Genomic DNA, 16,885 nt, shown 5'->3' on the forward strand with positions numbered 1-16,885 from the left:
AAATAACATTTACAGCTTTACCTATTCTTGCTAGCTCATTATTAAATCATACACAGCCATTGTTGATTCCAACGGCGTTGTTTTGAGCTCTGTTTGTAATTGTTGTACACATCTTTCATACCATTTCAATGCCAGTGAGCGGTTATTCAATTGGTAATAACTATACATTAAAAGACGATACCCTTCTTCCCAAAGTATATCTTCTTGAATTATTTTCTCTGCATAAAAAATGGCTTGTTTAAACTGATGTTGGCGCGTGGCATTTTGGGCTAATCGTTCAAGTACTTCAATATATAAAGTCTGTAATTTATCACGGTCTTGCGTCAACCAATCAATTTGCTTTTTTTCTGCATATAAAACATCTGTATAACTATCCGCAGCCAGTTGTAGCCACTCATCCGAAAAATGAGGGTCAAACTCCTCCATCCCTAACGTATAATAATAATAAAATCGTTCGACATCTATATGCAAAAACTGAATATGCTGTAGCTGATACATATTGTTTTTGCGATGAATAAAAAAGCTATCCTGACGGGCATTTCGCCTTGGTTCTAGCACTTTTAACAAAGTATTTAAAACAACTTTAAAATCGCGATCTACTGTCTCCACAGAACGTTCTGGCCATAACGCATGCGCAATTTCCTCTTTAGGCATATACCGTTGGCGATGACAATACAAATAAACAAAGAGCTCCTTCGATTTTTCGCGTTGCCATTCTTTATCTCCCAGTTTCTTATGATTTCTGATTAAATTTAAACTACCAAATAAATTCACTTGTATGTCATCTGTAGGGTACACGATATTGCCTTCCATTTGAAAATCATTTCGCAATGTTTGAATTTCAGCATTGTCTAGCCCACAGTGTTCACTATACTGCAAAAGCTCATAAAAAATCATTAAATTTGCTGGGCCAAGAATCGATTTCCTTTGAAAAAAATAATGATAGCCATTAGCAATACAAGTACTAGCAAAGTGCTGAAAACATTGACAAAATAGATGGGCGTTTTTCTCTTGCAAGGCAATAACAGATTGATAGAAAAAAACATGCATCTCCCCATATTGATCGCCACAATCAAGAAATAGCTTATGTGCCTTTACTAATATTTGTTTGGCTTCCTGCCACTCCTGACATGAAATCATCACCTTCACTTCAGCAAGTAAAATAAGGGCTGTCATCCAAGCATCTTGTACTTGCTCCGTTTCCTGCAATCCTAAAGCTAAATATTTTCTGGCAGCAACGTTATCCCCTTGTGCATGTTTGGCAATGGCAAGTCCCATATAGGGTTCCGCCTTTACACGCGAAATATTAATGGTATTCATTAACGTAATCGCCTTCTCATAGGCTTCACAAGCTCCAGCATAATTCGGAAAATCTAATAATAGCAAGGCATGTGCTTTTCGATTGTAGCCTACTGCTTCAATAAAAATAGACTTTTCTCGCACCCCTCTTCGAATGCCATGCTGAGCGGTATACCACGCTTCTTTGCCTTGACCTAATAGGGAGAAAACAAAGGATGCTAAAAGTTCACTTTCCCTATGTGTAGCTACTAATTGCGGAGGCATTTCCAATCTTTCAATCAAAAGATTCTTTGCTTCCACTAGTTGACCCGTGCGTAATAAAATACGTACATCTACATTTGCCCTATGCAACACAGCTTCATTTAACTTGACTTCATCTATAAATTGTTGTGCCTTTTTTGCCTTTCCTAAATTCACTAGATTCTCTGCATACTGACGTTGCAATTCTAAAAGTGCTTCCTCACTTAACGCAGCTTCCGGAGCCAATTGTAAGGCACGCTTTAAATAGGGTTCTGCTAATGCAGGTTGGATTGTATCAAGATAAATGTGCGCTAATCCAGCCTGTGCCTTTGTCATATAGAGCACATCATGATTGCTTTTAGCGATTCTTTCAGCCATTTCGTACGCATATTTAGCCTTTTCATAATAGGCTCGATATCGATGGCATTCTCCTTCAAAAAAATAGAGACGATAAAATTGCACTTTTTCCGCCGCCGAAAAACGATGAATTTTCTCTAATAGCCACTCAAACTGACCAGCTTTTACTAGATTTTCCGCATAATCTTGCAATAGTGTGCCACTAAAGTTGGAATCATTTGTTTTAAATGCATGATGTAAAATAGCATGCACATCGTTTTCTTGAACGTAAAACAAGGCAGCTTTTTCATGCAATTGAACAAATTGTTGCGGATTTTGCTGCCATTTTAATTCTAAAAATCGACGAAATAAAGCATGAAAACGGTAAAAGCCATTTTCAGCCATTGGTTGAATAAATAAATGTTTTTGCAACAACTGTTTGAATGTCTCAGCGGTTTCACTCTGATAAAACTGCGCAATTAACGCTTCGGAGAAAGTAGGAAATATCGCTAATTGAAGTAATGTCTTTTGCTCAAATTTAGGCATCTTGAAGAAAACTTCCTCCGATAAGTAAGTAAACAAGTCGTTTGAATGGATTGTTAACCAGTAATCTAGCGCTTCATAATTCCATTGTTCAGCTAGTAATGTGATGGAGATTGCCCAGCCTTCTGTAATGTCCAATACTTTTAGTATTTCATCTTGTGACAAGTGTGTGGCTACATAGTCTTCAAAAAACACAGCAATTTCTTCAGCAGAAAATGCTAAATCCGTTTCTGTTATAAAATGAGCTTTCATCTGCATTTTTAATTTTCGAATGATATCCCATTTCGGTAGTGTTCTAGAGGCGATTATAAAATGAATATGAGGTGGCGAAAATTCAATAATTTTTTCCATAACATAGTTTATATGAAATTCATGGTCGACTAAATGATAGTCGTCAATTACTAGTAAAAAGGAGTGTTCAATCTCACATAAACTATTGACAAATATCTTATACCAACGATTCAATTCTTCAATTTTAGGAAAACGTGATACCTGATTCCAATTGTCAAAATGTACACCAAAGTGCGGTATCACTCGTTGAATACTATAAAGTAAATGTCTTAGAAAGGGTAATATATTATCATCCTCTTCGGAAACACTATACCAAGAAAACGGGCTCGATTCCGCATGTAAAAACTGTGCTAAAATTGTGGTCTTTCCGTAACCAGCACCACTATGAATAAAAGTACAGGTGTGTTCAAGACCTTTTTTTAGTTTTTTCATCAATACAGCCCGACGAATACAATGATTGGATGGAATTGGTGGAATACATTTCGATTGAATAATAATATCTGCTGTCATTTTTACACTAACCTCCCCATAAGAACGGTAAGACGGGTTGTGGAATAGACTACATTCCATTCTTTTTGAATAGTTAAATTATTGACAGTTTACCATATACTATATGTAGTTTTACATATTTCCAGTAAATATTGCGACAAGCTATTATTTTATGTAGAAAATAAAAGATAGAGAAATAAAATAATCCCGATTATCATGGCTAGATAATCGGGATTGGGGCTTTATTTTTATAATAGTTCCTTACGTAATTGTGCAGCTGATTTTGGAGATAACAGACCGAACGGAATATCGAATACTGTTTTTGCACCTTTTTCACCCGCTTGACTTAAGCGGTGTGCTGCACGTGCATAAGCCACAAGGACACTTGACGTGAAGTTTGGATTACTTTCAAGTTTTAACGAGAATTCTAAAATTTGTTTATCATTAGCGCCGCTTTCACCACTACGAATAACGAAGCCACCATGTGGCATGCCTGTATGGTTGGCATTAAACTCATCTTCAGAGATAAAGTTTACAGTTGTGTTATACTCATCGAAATAGTTCGGCATTGTTACAATTTCTTGCTCTACTTTTGCCGCATCTGCACCTTCTTCAAGCACTACCCAGCATTCACGTGCATGCTTTTCACGTGTAGTAAGCTCTGGATTCTCACCATTACGAACACGTTCAACAGCATCTTTGATAGGTAATGTATACTGTACAGCATTTTTAACCCCTTCAATACGACGAACTGCATCCGAGTGACCTTGACTTAAGCCATCACCCCAGAATGTATACGTTGTACCTACAGGTAATACTGCCTCGCCTAAAACACGATTTAAAGAAAATAGACCTGGATCCCAACCTACAGAGATAACAGATACTTTACCAGATTTTTGAGCAGCAGCGTCAACCGCATCGAAAAACTCTGGAATTTTCGCATGAGTATCAAAACTATCAATTGTATTAAACCATTGCGCAAAGTGTGGACCTTGCTCAGGTAAATCTGTTGCAGAGCCACCACATAAAATCATTACATCAATGTCATCTTGAAATTTTTCAGCATCATCTACTAAATATACGCTCGCGTTACTTGCAACGCTCACTGTTGAAGGATCGCGACGAGTGAATACCGCTACTAATTCCATATCTGGATTTTGTGAAATAGCGAATTCAACACCGCGCCCTAAATTTCCATAACCGACAATACCTACTCGAATTGCACTCATTAAAATTCCTCCTCACGTTAACGTAACAATGTGAAACCTTTCACGTTAATTCTACTTACAATAATACTGTGAGTTAGAAAAATTCACAATAGTTTGAGTACGTGTTTTTCTTTAGAAATTATACAAGTTTTCTATGATTTCTATACACATATGGCATGAATGCGGTTACAAATTACTAAAAAACAAGGAGAACTTTTAAGTTTTCGTAAAAGCCATGTAAATCAAGACTTTTTACTCGCTAGGTCTTGTACAATATAAGTAACGACGAAGGGGGCATGATGAATGAAAGGTTATGGTTTCTCACCTAGTACAACGAAGGTTTTTCTAAAAAACGATAAAAAAGCCAAACAGCAATCGAACTCGGTATTCGTTAGACAATTGAGAATTCCCATTGCAACAAACAAAAAATCTACAGCAAAAAACCTCATGAATCACCAAACGGCACTAAAGGTAGCTTATTTTGTGAATATGCCTTTAGCACCGATAAATGACCTTCCTAACAGTATCATAAAAAATGGTTGCAAAGTCCGTAACTGCTACCATAGTGAAAAGCAAATAGCCCGCTGGCTCGTTAAAAAAAGTGAGTACAACAGAGCAAGACACAAACTCCACCGTTATTATTGAATTTCTTGCGCTAATTGCATCAGACGTTGCTCATCCATAATATGATAGCCGTTCTTTTTCTTTTCTAAAATGTTAGCTTCGCAAAATTGAGCAAGAACATATAGTAAATGCCGGTAAGAGACCCCCAAGTATTCACAAATCTCTGTATGTTTTTCTTTATAAATGCCTTTGTCAGATGAAAGCTGGATAAAGGCAGCTAACCGATTTTCCAGTGGATAAGCCTGATTTTGCGTATACTTAGATGTCATTTTGGAAGCTTTTTCCCCTAAAAAGACACATAATCGACGTAAAAACGGCGCATCTGCTAATAACATGTCTTTGCATCCCTGCGTCGCAATGGATAAACAGATTGTCTCTGTCACCGTTTGAATCCCCTTTGTATACCTCGCCTCATTCAACAATTCAATTTCTCCCATAAAACATGGCGCTTCTATATATTCAATCAGTGATACCTTTCCATTTTTATGTGTCATATACAACTTTGCTTTGCCTTCCATCATATAGTACAGCGTATCTGGAAAAGACCCTTCTTTAAAAATCCATTCCCCTTTCTCAAATTTACATATTTCTATATAAGGATGAATATTAAACGAAAAAAAATCTTCAATTTGAAAATTTTCTATATAGTAAGAACGTTCTTCCCCTGTAAGTTTTTGCATTTTTAATGGACTCCTGTTCAAAATATGAGATATCTCACATTATTGTAGCGAGGAACGTGCTATTATTCAACTTAGTTAAATGGAGGTACCAAATTTTATGAACAATCAACGATGGCTTTCTCAAAATTTCTTTGCTTTTTTTATTACATGGGGTATTTTCTTACCTTATTGGACAGGTTGGTTAGTCGATGCAAAGCACCTTACTGTATCTCAAGCAAGTGTTGTAATGGGCTGCGGTCTTTTAGCACGGGCAACATCGAATCTATTTTTCTTTCCAATCCTTGCAAAATATGTGCACAATAAACGACTGATTACGATACTAGCAATTGGTGCATTGCTGACAGCTTTACTTTATATTCCAAGCACAAGTTTTATCGCTCTTCTTTTCGTTACCATTTTATTTAGTATTTTTTACCCAGCGCTATTGCCTGCCGTGGAAAGTAGTGCGGCAACGCTTGTACAATATGGCAATATCCATTACGGTAAAAGTCGTTCTTACGGATCATTTGGCTTTGTTATCGCAGTACTGATTATTAGTATGTTAACAGGTGTTTTTGGGAAGGATATTATTTTTTGGAGCATGATTTTAGGGATTATCGGGATGTTATTCATGCAACAAATGGCAACACCAAAAGAATTGCTTATTGTACCTACGAAAGAACAACGTGCAAAATCACTATCAATGAAAACATTATGGAGCATTAAAGGGTTTCCGATTGTATTATTGATCGTTATTTTATTACAAGGTGCCCATGCATCCTACTATAGTTATGGCTATATCTATTTAGAAGATTTACACGTCGATCCATTCTATATGGGGATGATTATTAACATTGCGGTTGTTTGTGAAATTTTATATTTCATGAAAGCTGATACACTGTTTACGAAGTGGCGCTCCTCTTCACTATTACTGTTAGCAGCTAGTGGATCGTCGTTACGTTGGTTACTCATCTTCCTTTTTCCAAACGTTTGGGTATTTATCGGCTCACAAGTATTACATGCCTTATCATTTGCATTAGCACACTTTGCCTTTATCGGCTATTTAACAAAGAACTTACCGAAGGAACAAATTCCTAATGCACAAGGCTTATATTCAGCACTGGCAATGGGTTTAAGCACTGCCATTCTCACATTTTTAGGCGGCTATTTATACGAAATATCCCCTGGTCTCGCCTTTGCGGCGATGCTGATTTGTACAGTACCAGCAATCGGTATATTGCTAGCTACTCGTAACAGATTCCAGTACTAAAATTAGAATAACCCCAATGGTTTTGATTACCATTGGGGTTTTATTTATATACACTATTTTTCATTGATTTTATGCAAAGTAAACCCTCTAACCAATAACAGAATACCTAAGATAAAGAAAACGATACTGAAAAGAAATAATACATAGCCAGAATCAAAAAAAGAATTATAGAAAGTTTCCTGACCTACATACGTTAAATTTGAGACACTGATAGCCGTAACAATATACTGAGTTGAAATTAAAATCGCTGCAATAAGTAAAAACAGTGACCCTACAATTTTATCTTCCATATCTACACTCACCTCATGCATTATTGAGGATTTTTCTTTTTGTAAAAAAACCCTTCGAAGGTCATATATAACGCGACTGCAATACAAAAAATAAGTAACCATGTGTTATTTTCTTTTAGGTCTGTAAAAATTAACACTGCACCCAACAACGTTATTAGTATTTTAATGATTAGTTTCATCAAAATAACCTCTCCTCTCTATCGATAGAAAAATAAAGATATGCCCGAGCAAGTACAAATTAACATTTCCAAACGTCAAAATCAATACCATTTATACACCAACAATCGACGGTGTTAACTCTCAAAAAACGGCAATAATTATTCTATCATTTGTATATCATGACAAATAACGTAAATTATATCAAGTATAGAAGTATTTTTTTGTAAAAATGTAATTTTATTAAAAATTTACAAGTTGCATTATAATTATTTCTGACCCCTGATTACTTATAATGTTTTACAGCAGCACTTACATTATCCATTAGTTTTTTGTCCCAGCCTCAAACATGATAAAATTAATGATTTTAAGCCAAATTTTTATAAAATTAATTATATATTATTCAATTTTAAGGAGGATTTAATATGAAATCTAAACCCTTTCAACGGCTTACTACCTAGGTCTGCTGGCATGCCCAAACTAAAATCTGTTTATATAAAACACCAAATTCCCGTTAATTTCTCAACTATTTTTATATTTACATGTTTAACCATGTATCATACCACACAAACTATGTACCCTACTGTTATACTTTTTATTCTAATGGTGTTAAACATCTTTTCTTTTGAATATTTTTTGAATCGTAAATACGACACTCCACAAAAAAGAGCTATTCCTGCAACTTTGTATTTTATGATAACTGGTATTCTATCTATTTTAGGTTATTTATGGATAACAGATAATTTACTAGAGTAGCAGATGTCTATCCAAAGTGGTTGATTATAATTGAAAGTGTTTTGCATTGTTATTTTATCAATGCAAAACGCTTTTTCTTGTTTCAACTAACAAATTTAGTAAACTACTCCCCGTTTTACGAATGCGACTTAGCTACTTGAACCAACATCTCTATTCCATATTGCAATTCTTCTGGTGTTGCATACGCATATGAAAGTCGAATATGCTGTGTATCTTGCGCATCATAAATATAACCTGGGTTAATCAGAACATTGTACTGCAATAACTTTATAAAAAATGCTTTATCCACGATTGGTGCATGAAATTTTAGCCATATATAAAATCCACCTTTTGATCGTTCCCAACTCGCAATGGCCTTCAGTTTTTCATGTAATAACTGTTCAACAAAGTTTGCCCGCTGCTGAAGCGCTTGTCGTAAACCAACTATATGGCGTTCGTACTTTCCTGATTGGAGCCAATGCAAAACAATTTCTTGCGAGATTGCACTTGATCCATAGTCTGTTTGCATTTTAATATCCGCTAAGCGTTCAATCACAGTTGTTGGCCCGATTAACCAACCAATGCGCAGTCCAGGACTAAGTGTTTTGGAAACACTGCCGATATATAAAACTTGTCCGCTATCATCCAGTGATTTTATAGATGGGGATCCTTCATTGAAAAGTAATTCATGATAGACATCATCTTCAATAATGGGAATGCGGCATTGTTTACAAGCCTCGTAGAGTTGCTTTTTTTCTAATGATGTCCATACGCCTCCAGTTGGATTATTTAACGTAGGAACAGCATAAAAAACAGCCTGCCTTTTTCTTTTCTTGTGCGCTAATGTTTGAGCAAGCCCTTCATCTCGGTCAATCGCCACCATTTGCATCCCGACAGATTGGAATGGATGAACAGAATTTAAATAAGATGTTTGTTCCTGAAATACGATGGAACCTTGCTCTAGCAAACCAACTGCAATAAGCTGTAATGCTTGTAGTCCACCCGAAACAATGCAGACATTTTCGGGTTGTGCCTGTATGCCTCTTTTTTGTACATATTGGCAAATTGCTTCCCGCAGTTGCTTGTTACCTTGCGGAGATGAATAACCTAACACTTTCGGTAGTAAAGAGATTTCCTTTAAGGATGCTTCTATTTCTCTAGTAGGTAATAAGCTTGGTGCTAATTCTCCTGTTCCTAAGCGAATGATACTATCCCGTTGCTCATATTCGTTGATTAATTGAATCGTATGATAATTTGGTTTGTGGAGACTTGTTTCTATGTACGTCTGCCAATTCGGTTGTCTGTGTTTAATTAATGTGTGCCAAGAAGTGTTAGCAACATAAATCCCTGAGCCTATCGTCGTTTCTAGTATGCCCGCTGCCTTTAATTCCTCTAGTGCTTGCTGCACTGTACTGCGGTTAACACCTAATTGCATTGCGAGTTGCCTTTGCGTTGGTAACTTTGTTCCTGCAACCCAATCCCCTCGTTCAATGCGCTCTGTAATCCATGTTACAATTTGTTGTTGTAATGTACGATTTCCTTGTCGAGTTGGTTGCCAGTTCATATGTTCACCTCGTAAATTGGGTGGGTAAAATACCATCCAATTGGTCGTTTTCTTTTAGTTATAGCACAGGTAGAATGTGAATGGAAAGGAGGGATTGTCATTGGAGGCATTTCTGCATGGTATGATTTTAGCATTTGGACTTATTTTACCTTTAGGTGTACAAAACGTCTTCGTTTTTTCACAGGGTGCTACGCAACAACGTTTAATATTAGCCCTACCAGCTGCTATGACAGCGGCACTATGCGATACTTTATTAATTTTGCTTGCTGTTTTTGGTTTATCCGTTATTGTTTTGCAATTTGAATGGCTACGGCTTGTCTTAATGGGCGTCGGAATTGTATTCCTTTTATATATGGGCTATAGCATTTGGCACTCGGATTCGACAACTAGTCAAAAGAGCGAAACGTTGCCCGTTAAAAAACAAGTTTTATTCGCGCTGTCCGTATCCTTATTAAATCCACATGCTATTTTAGATACAATTGGTGTGATTGGCACCAGCGCATTAAAATATAATGGCACAGCACAAGTACTCTTTACTGTTGCATGTGTGCTCATTTCGTGGTTGTGGTTTTTCGGTCTAACATTAGCCGGTGCTTCTTTCAAAAAGCTTGATGGCTCCGGCAAGCTGATGAATTTCTTCAATAAATGTTCAGCAATCTTTATTTGGGTAACTGCTATTTATTTACTGAGTGGATTACTTTAATCTAGTACATAATTTAGAGTTCTTTGATTGATCAACGTTTTGCGTTTTATGAATTACGTTATAATAAACTAATCTTTTAATCAAGTTATTCATATTTATAATGTTGGTCGCTCCAAGTCGCCTATTATACTTCTTTAAATTTCATTAAGACCCCCTCGATGGAGTGGTCTTAATGTTTCAAAATCTTTAATTTACAATATATTTATTTACAAACCAATCCAAGTAATAGCTATTCTATATAGCCCCTTTTTGCTCACATTATTAATAAAATAACTGTAGCGAGTGATAACAAAAATATAGCTAACGCAAAGACGAAATCTATATATTGAATTGAAACGTTTATTTTAACAATCATAGAAATCTACATATGTGGTGTAAGCTTTGTGAAAATCATCTCAATTTTTTTAAAATTATCTTGCGTATTTATCTAGCGAATTCTAATATATGAAAAAATATTTCTTTTATTTTACTTAGTTTTATTAAATTTAAGTATCTTCAACAGCTTTAATAAGAGCTTAGTATTTATTATTTTTCTACATTTAGAGGAAGCTACCCCCTCTTTTCATGTAATTATCTCATTTTAAAATATTATAATTTTTATAATAGTCTGACTTATCGCTATATACTTAAATTATTATAAGAGGGAGGGGTATAGAAATGAGCAACTTACAACCTATTTCTTCAGAAGAATTAGTAAAGTTTGAAGAAGTTCGTAACGGTGACAAAATTACTGTTATTCGATGCTAGTTTTAAGACACAAAGAACGAATATTATTCGCTCTTTGTGTTTTACTTTACGTTTGAGTTTTGATTAGGAAAAGTAAATTACAAATGATTTTCTTTGAAGGTTGGGGAAAATGATATTATTTTATCTATTTTTATTCTTTATAGTTTTTAATTTATATACGTATTTAAGTCTATATGTTCATGAATTTGGACATTTTATTGCTGCAAAACTTCTTGGAGCAACGCAAACAAGAATTATACTAAATATTAAAAATGTTAACCCTTGTACTACTTTCAGTTTTGGAAGGAAAATAAGCAATTTTGAAAATTGCATTATAACGCTCTCTGGGGTCATATTGCAACTAACGCTTTCCATACTGATTTTGTTACAAAACTATAGCTTATTCATAAAAATAGTTGCAGTTATTCATATACCGGCAATTTTAATTAATATTTTGCCTTTAAAACCGTTAGACGGATATTATTTATTGCCACTATTGAAAAATATAAAAGGTTCTATTATTTTCTTTTATTTGCTATTTATTTTATCTATCCTTATATCAATTTACCTCACATGGCAATATTTATTTTTACTATTCGATAGTTCATTCAATAATACATTAATTATTATGATATTACCCGCGCTAATACTATATAAAATTTTCAGAAAAATAAGTAAATATAGGAGGGTTGAATATGGAAATAACTCATAAAAAATATAAAGTAAGATATGGTAATTCCAAAATTCTTTTAACAAACGAGAACAACTCCTTATTTTGGGAATCTGAAATTTGCCATACAGAAAATACAGATAAAGAAGAAAGGAATTTCTTTACCGCCGCGGATAAAGCCTTCTTTTCCTACCCATTAAAAAAATTAGGGAATGTTCATTTATTTGGAATCCCTTTTAATAAAGGTTCTAATAAAAGTAATTCAAAAGTGAAAAATTTTGCTGCTGCTTTAAGGGAATCGAGCCTACGACTTCCAATATATTTAGATGAATATAATGAACAAACTTCAGGTATTTATGATTATTTAAGAGATAAATATTTGATGAAAAATTGTTTGTTAGTCGATCATGGTGATTTATCAATAGTCAACGATAGTTTAGAAGAAACTAATCACCAAATATTTCAAGTATTGAACTACATAGAACCTCAAAAAACAAAATTTTGTGTAGTAGGTGGAGATCATTCAATCACATATACTCTTGTAAAAAATCTAACAAAGATATTATTGAAAAGAATGCTTATTATTCAATTTGATGCTCATCATGACTGCGGATCGGATATTTTAAAAATGGATAAAGAGATTTGTCATAGCAATTTTGTTCGTTTTTTATTACAAGAGGAAATGATTGCTGGAATCATTCAAATAGGTGTTAGAGGGCTTAGATCATTAGGGCAATATTATAATCATCCTAAACTTTTTCAACTCAATTTTACTGATATAGATAAGCTTCATTCAATTGTATCTGAATTATTAAATACTGGCGATGAAATAATTGGGTATGTTTCATTCGATGTTGATGTATTAGAACCTAGAGATTTCCCTTTAGTAGATTTTCCAAAAATTGAAGGACCAAAATTACAAGAAGTTATCAATATGATACAGGAAATTTTTAAAATTGTACCTTCCATAAAAGCAGTAGATATAGTCGAAGGACAATCAGGTGGTGAGCCTGAACAATATGATTCGGTTCTTCATATTTTATTATATTTACTGGATGAATTAACTAAAAATGGAGATGAAAAGTAGTCATGTTAAAAAGTGAAGATCAAATTCAACATGATTGTATGCTGAAATTAAGTGAGGAATCGATATATGGTTCTGATTTTGATAATTTTATAGCATTAGTAAATTTATCAAAAGAACTACAACCTTTATTACAATATGATAAATTAAAAATAATACAAGTATGGGAAAAGTATCGCTTTAATAATGAAGTACAAAACTACTTAAGACAGGAGCCATTTGCTTTTTCAGGATTCAAGGAAAAAATAGGTATGGAGAATATTATTTCTTGCTTTGAAAAAGGCGGTATTTTTGCTACTTTTCATTTTGGCTATTACCGTCATGTGCCTCTTGAGTTAACAAAATCTTTGAATAAAGGTAACAATTTTTCATTGGATATTGTAGTAGACAGAGAATCTTATGATAGTGAATTAGAATTAACAAAGTGGAATGAAATTAAGCAAGAGAATAATATAAGTTACATAATAGCAGAGGAAAATATAAGTGGCTTAAAGTTGCTTCGCTTACTTAAACAAGGAGGCTCATTTCTATTATATTTGGATGGAAATACAGGAGCTGGTGAAGATTCAAAACCAATTGAAGTTCAACACATTACATCATTAATAAGGTTAAGAAGCGGTATTTTCCGATTGCTGCTGTTAACTAAAAAGCCACTGTGTCTTGTAATGGCAGATTTAAATTCGGATGGAGAACCTCGTTTGAAAGCTGAGAATCTAAGATACTTTAGAAAAGAGAACTTTGAGCAATCTGTAAATGAAATTTACACGATTTTTAGAAATACACTAATCAATCATCCTGAATTATGGAGGTTTTGGTATAGACATCATCTTTTTGTGAATAGTTGGATAGAAATAAACAATTCAATGACAAATAGTCCATCGATTGATTGGCGAAGTAATAATGGCTTAGGATTAGATATAACTACAGGAAATGTATACAAGTTAGATTATTAAACAGCAGATTATCTTAACTTAATTCAGCTAGTCAAATCTGTTCAGCATGTGGATACAAAGACAGCAAGAAACCGTTCGAAATTCTAGAATGGACTTGTCCTATTTGTCATGCATATCATGCGATATAGAAGCAAGTATCAATATTCTGACTGAGGTCTAAGAATGAAAGCCATTTGCTTAGCTAGAAATAGATACCATAGGAACTACGGAATAGCTTAGGAAATAATAGACACCACTGCAAGTAAAGACACACTTGCAAGTATGCTCTATCCCCAAGAAACGTCCACTTCAAGCGTTAAGAATTGTTATGTTTAACTGAGTGGTGAGTAGTTTACAAAGTAAAGATGACCAACCAGTAATCATTTGCCTAGGGGGACTACTATGTTTAAAAATCATAATTTTGTTTTACTGTTTTTCTCTCGTTTTTTTAGTGTATTTGCAGATGCTATGTTATTTATAATTCTATTATCTATGTTAGGCAATTTTGGTATTCGCGCTATCGGACTTTCAATTTTCTTTATTTTTTCTACACTTCCAGCAATAATATTTTCTTTGCCAGCGGGGGCAATTATTGAAAGAAAATACCTTCAAAAAGTCATGAGTTTTACTGACATAATACGATTTGTTTTAGTTGGATGTCTAGCATTAATTAACACAATTCATTTAACACCTGCTACCATTTATATATTTGTCTTTGCCATTGTCTTGTGTAATATATTTTACATCCCGGCCAATTCTTCTCTATTGCCCAGAATTGTTAAGAAGGAATATTTAGCAAATGCAAATAGTTATATCCAAATCACAATGCTCTTTGCAAAAATAGGTTCTTATAGCGTGGGGGCGTGGTCGATTAAAAGTGGATTGAGTTATTCTAGTTTGCTACTTATCGTTGGCTCATTTTACATTATTTCGATGATTATGATTTTAGCAGTAAAGCCATATCACAAAAATTTATCAACCAACGAACCAAAAACTATTATACAGGACGTAAAAGCTGGATTAGCTTATATTAAAATAAATAAATTATATAGTAAGCTGTTTCAAATATTTGGTGCAGCATGGTTAGTTGGTTCGTCAGTGGATCTTTATTTAATATCGTATTTAGTGGAAGTATTGGAACGACCACATGAAGATTTATATATAATTACCACATATAGTTTGATTGGAATTGGTTTAGGATCTTTCATATCGCCTTACTTATACAAACGAATTAATCCTAAAATAGGGCTTTATGCTTCAAGTCTATTCTTTGGTATTATTATCGCTTTATTCTCATTGAAATTACCATTGGCGGTATTGTTAATAGGATTACTTTTCGGTGGATTTGCACAAGGTTTATTTTTAATTTTTATAAATACGTATTTACAAAGCAATGTAGAAGAGAAATATCTTTCACGAGTATACAGCTTATACCACTTCGTTTACACTGGAGTAAGCTTGCCAGGTTATCTACTTTTCGGATACTTTATTGATCGTATCGGCATAATTAATACAGGTTTTATTATTGCATCCTATTTAATATTAATTGCTTTAGTAACGATTTTCTACTTACCATCTTTACGAAATAAAAAGGAAATCTTAGAAGAAAGGCATTCTTAAAAAAATCCAGCTATCTGTTTTTTTATTGATAGCTGGCTATTATATTATTAATCTTTTTTAAGCCTTTTTATATATGTTTGTAAGTATTCTTCATAATTTAGAGCATGATTCAAGGATTCAACCTTATGCAATATATATATTGATTCTTGAGCAAGTTCAAGACCTTGTTTATATTTTGTATGCATTTTAAATATACCCAAGTAAAAATTTAGAATTGTTTTTTCTAAAATAAAGGTTTCAGGTATATTTTGATTTTTTAATTCATATAAGTATGCTTCGGTTTCTTTCAACTTATTATGCTCCAGACATGTTCTAATAGTATTAAAATAGATATCAAATAAATTACGCTTGTAACTTAACATGTTTTTGAAATATATACTCTTTTTAATGACTTCTGATGATAGCATAATTACAACATCTATATCCAATAAATGTAACGTATTTCCATAAAGAATTATTTCATATTCTCCCCAGACCTCTACTTGCCATAAATAATCAACAAGTATTTTTAAATTTTCTTGTTTAACTTTGTTGGCAGTAAGGTCCGAAATAATTGCTTCGATCATGATGCTGTTTAATTTATATGACAATACATTAGTTAGTTCAAATTTAAAAATTTCATCATTTCTTAACTTATTCAAAAACTTTAAATCTCCACGTAAATAAGATTCCTTCATGTTTATAATTAATTCTTCAAAATGCTCTACTTTAAATTCATTATTGATATAGATAAATTCTTCAAAACTTACATTAATTCGATTAAGTAACAATAATAACTTAGAAACAGTTATGCCAGTTTCATCTCTTTCAAATTTAGATAAATGAGAAACAGACATTATATCTTTTGCTGTATTATTAAGACTATAACCTTTGTGTAACCGTAACTTGCGAAAAGTATTACCTAAGTTATCCATAAAAATCACCTTTATCATGTATTAAAGTAGAAATTATTGATCAAATTGTCTAAAAAAATAATAATAAAGAAATAGTGAATAAATATTCTTTTGAACCTAATATTAAAGAATTAGCGTTCTTAATCAAAAAAGCAGGTCGTTCAATCAAAGCGCTTATACTAGGGAACCACTTTTCTGAATAGCTTACTTATATTTTCTACTTTTATTAATTTTAAAGACATTCTACCCACCCTCTTTGAAGATAAATATTATTTTTACAAATTAGTATAAAATGCCTTTTGCAAGATGAAAAGTGTCTATTTTTTGAATATTTTGTGAACAGAATTGATATATAATATAATTTAACAATAAAGAATATATACATTTTTAAAAGTAATTTATTGTTTGCTAGAGCTGATATCTTGAAAGGATTAATTATAAAAACCCTATTGAGGCAAGCTATCTATTTATCGGTGGAATATTTATAGTCTTAGATTTTTCTCAAGGTTTAATCTTCTTTCTAATAGGGGCACTTTCTACTGTTGTGGGCATT

Annotated in this window: 13 protein-coding genes; 6 read left to right on the forward strand and 7 right to left on the reverse strand. The window is 33.3% G+C overall.

The window, feature by feature from the left end; genetic code table 11:
- Positions 1-30: 30 nt before the first annotated feature.
- The gene (locus LS41612_RS12635) at positions 31-3,219 is read right to left on the reverse strand and encodes a BTAD domain-containing putative transcriptional regulator (RefSeq protein WP_024361805.1); all 3,189 of its coding nucleotides are present in this window, start codon (positions 3,217-3,219) and stop codon (positions 31-33) included.
- A gap of 227 nt (positions 3,220-3,446) precedes the next feature.
- Positions 3,447-4,427 (reverse strand): diaminopimelate dehydrogenase, encoded by a 981-nt coding sequence (locus tag LS41612_RS12640; RefSeq protein WP_024361806.1) that lies wholly within the window; start codon positions 4,425-4,427, stop codon positions 3,447-3,449.
- Positions 4,428-4,709: 282 nt separating this feature from the next.
- Between LS41612_RS12640 and LS41612_RS12645 the strand changes: the two genes are divergently transcribed.
- Positions 4,710-5,051, forward strand: coding sequence for a hypothetical protein (locus tag LS41612_RS12645; protein ID WP_024361807.1), 342 nt, complete (start codon positions 4,710-4,712; stop codon positions 5,049-5,051).
- On the opposite strand, the gene yeiL is transcribed toward LS41612_RS12645, so the two are convergent.
- Positions 5,045-5,710 carry a transcriptional regulator YeiL gene (gene yeiL, locus LS41612_RS12650; protein WP_024361808.1) on the reverse strand — a complete coding sequence of 222 codons (666 nt, stop codon included), beginning with the start codon at positions 5,708-5,710 and terminating at the stop codon, positions 5,045-5,047. The two genes, LS41612_RS12645 and yeiL, sit on opposite strands and share 7 nt — an antisense overlap.
- A 97-nt stretch (positions 5,711-5,807) precedes the next feature.
- Between yeiL and LS41612_RS12655 the strand changes: the two genes are divergently transcribed.
- Positions 5,808-6,959, forward strand: coding sequence for an MFS transporter (locus LS41612_RS12655; RefSeq protein ID WP_024361809.1), 1,152 nt, complete (start codon positions 5,808-5,810; stop codon positions 6,957-6,959).
- 53 nt (positions 6,960-7,012) lie between these two features.
- Here LS41612_RS12655 and LS41612_RS12660 read toward each other — a convergent pair whose 3' ends face one another.
- From LS41612_RS12660 to LS41612_RS12665, 3 genes are all read right to left on the reverse strand, one after another.
- Positions 7,013-7,249, reverse strand: a complete 237-nt coding sequence (locus LS41612_RS12660) for a hypothetical protein (RefSeq protein WP_024361810.1) — start codon at positions 7,247-7,249, stop codon at positions 7,013-7,015.
- Between the two features lie 20 nt (positions 7,250-7,269).
- A complete protein-coding gene (locus tag LS41612_RS23160) occupies positions 7,270-7,431 on the reverse strand; it encodes a hypothetical protein (protein WP_158694858.1) in 162 nt (53 codons plus the stop codon).
- Between the two features lie 845 nt (positions 7,432-8,276).
- Entirely contained in the window at positions 8,277-9,704 is a 1,428-nt protein-coding gene (locus LS41612_RS12665) for an aminotransferase-like domain-containing protein (RefSeq protein WP_024361811.1), read from the reverse strand.
- Positions 9,705-9,804: 100 nt separating this feature from the next.
- Between LS41612_RS12665 and LS41612_RS12670 the strand changes: the two genes are divergently transcribed.
- The 4 genes from LS41612_RS12670 (at position 9,805) to LS41612_RS12695 (ending at position 15,439) form a co-directional block, all read left to right on the forward strand.
- Positions 9,805-10,407, forward strand: a complete 603-nt coding sequence (locus LS41612_RS12670; protein ID WP_024361812.1) for a LysE/ArgO family amino acid transporter — start codon at positions 9,805-9,807, stop codon at positions 10,405-10,407.
- A 1,421-nt stretch (positions 10,408-11,828) separates the two neighbouring features.
- Positions 11,829-12,890, forward strand: a complete 1,062-nt coding sequence (locus LS41612_RS12680; protein ID WP_024361814.1) for an arginase family protein — start codon at positions 11,829-11,831, stop codon at positions 12,888-12,890.
- A 2-nt stretch (positions 12,891-12,892) separates the two neighbouring features.
- On the forward strand, positions 12,893-13,840 hold the full coding sequence (locus LS41612_RS12685; protein WP_024361815.1) for a hypothetical protein: 948 nt from the start codon (positions 12,893-12,895) through the stop codon (positions 13,838-13,840).
- 381 nt (positions 13,841-14,221) lie between these two features.
- The gene (locus LS41612_RS12695; RefSeq protein WP_024361816.1) at positions 14,222-15,439 is read left to right on the forward strand and encodes an MFS transporter; all 1,218 of its coding nucleotides are present in this window, start codon (positions 14,222-14,224) and stop codon (positions 15,437-15,439) included.
- A gap of 47 nt (positions 15,440-15,486) precedes the next feature.
- On the opposite strand, the gene LS41612_RS12700 is transcribed toward LS41612_RS12695, so the two are convergent.
- Positions 15,487-16,353: a helix-turn-helix domain-containing protein gene (locus LS41612_RS12700; RefSeq protein WP_024361817.1), complete on the reverse strand. Its 867-nt coding sequence runs from the start codon at positions 16,351-16,353 to the stop codon at positions 15,487-15,489.
- Positions 16,354-16,885: the final 532 nt, after the last annotated feature.

The sequence above is a fragment of the Lysinibacillus sphaericus genome, from assembly GCF_002982115.1.
In the GTDB taxonomy this organism is placed as follows: Bacteria; Bacillota; Bacilli; order Bacillales_A; family Planococcaceae; genus Lysinibacillus; species Lysinibacillus sphaericus.

What these genes read in the sequence shown, in the direction of transcription:
- yeiL (WP_024361808.1), bottom strand. Translation starts at nt 5,710, where the DNA reads ATGCAAAAACTTACAGGGGAAGAACGTTCTTACTATATAGAAAATTTT.
- LS41612_RS12680 (WP_024361814.1), top strand. Translation starts at nt 11,829, where the DNA reads ATGGAAATAACTCATAAAAAATATAAAGTAAGATATGGTAATTCCAAA.
- LS41612_RS12660 (WP_024361810.1), bottom strand. Translation starts at nt 7,249, where the DNA reads ATGGAAGATAAAATTGTAGGGTCACTGTTTTTACTTATTGCAGCGATT.
- LS41612_RS12700 (WP_024361817.1), bottom strand. Translation starts at nt 16,353, where the DNA reads ATGGATAACTTAGGTAATACTTTTCGCAAGTTACGGTTACACAAAGGT.
- LS41612_RS12635 (WP_024361805.1), bottom strand. Translation starts at nt 3,219, where the DNA reads ATGACAGCAGATATTATTATTCAATCGAAATGTATTCCACCAATTCCA.
- LS41612_RS12655 (WP_024361809.1), top strand. Translation starts at nt 5,808, where the DNA reads ATGAACAATCAACGATGGCTTTCTCAAAATTTCTTTGCTTTTTTTATT.
- LS41612_RS12695 (WP_024361816.1), top strand. Translation starts at nt 14,222, where the DNA reads ATGTTTAAAAATCATAATTTTGTTTTACTGTTTTTCTCTCGTTTTTTT.
- LS41612_RS12665 (WP_024361811.1), bottom strand. Translation starts at nt 9,704, where the DNA reads ATGAACTGGCAACCAACTCGACAAGGAAATCGTACATTACAACAACAA.
- LS41612_RS12685 (WP_024361815.1), top strand. Translation starts at nt 12,893, where the DNA reads ATGTTAAAAAGTGAAGATCAAATTCAACATGATTGTATGCTGAAATTA.
- LS41612_RS12645 (WP_024361807.1), top strand. Translation starts at nt 4,710, where the DNA reads ATGAAAGGTTATGGTTTCTCACCTAGTACAACGAAGGTTTTTCTAAAA.
- LS41612_RS12640 (WP_024361806.1), bottom strand. Translation starts at nt 4,427, where the DNA reads ATGAGTGCAATTCGAGTAGGTATTGTCGGTTATGGAAATTTAGGGCGC.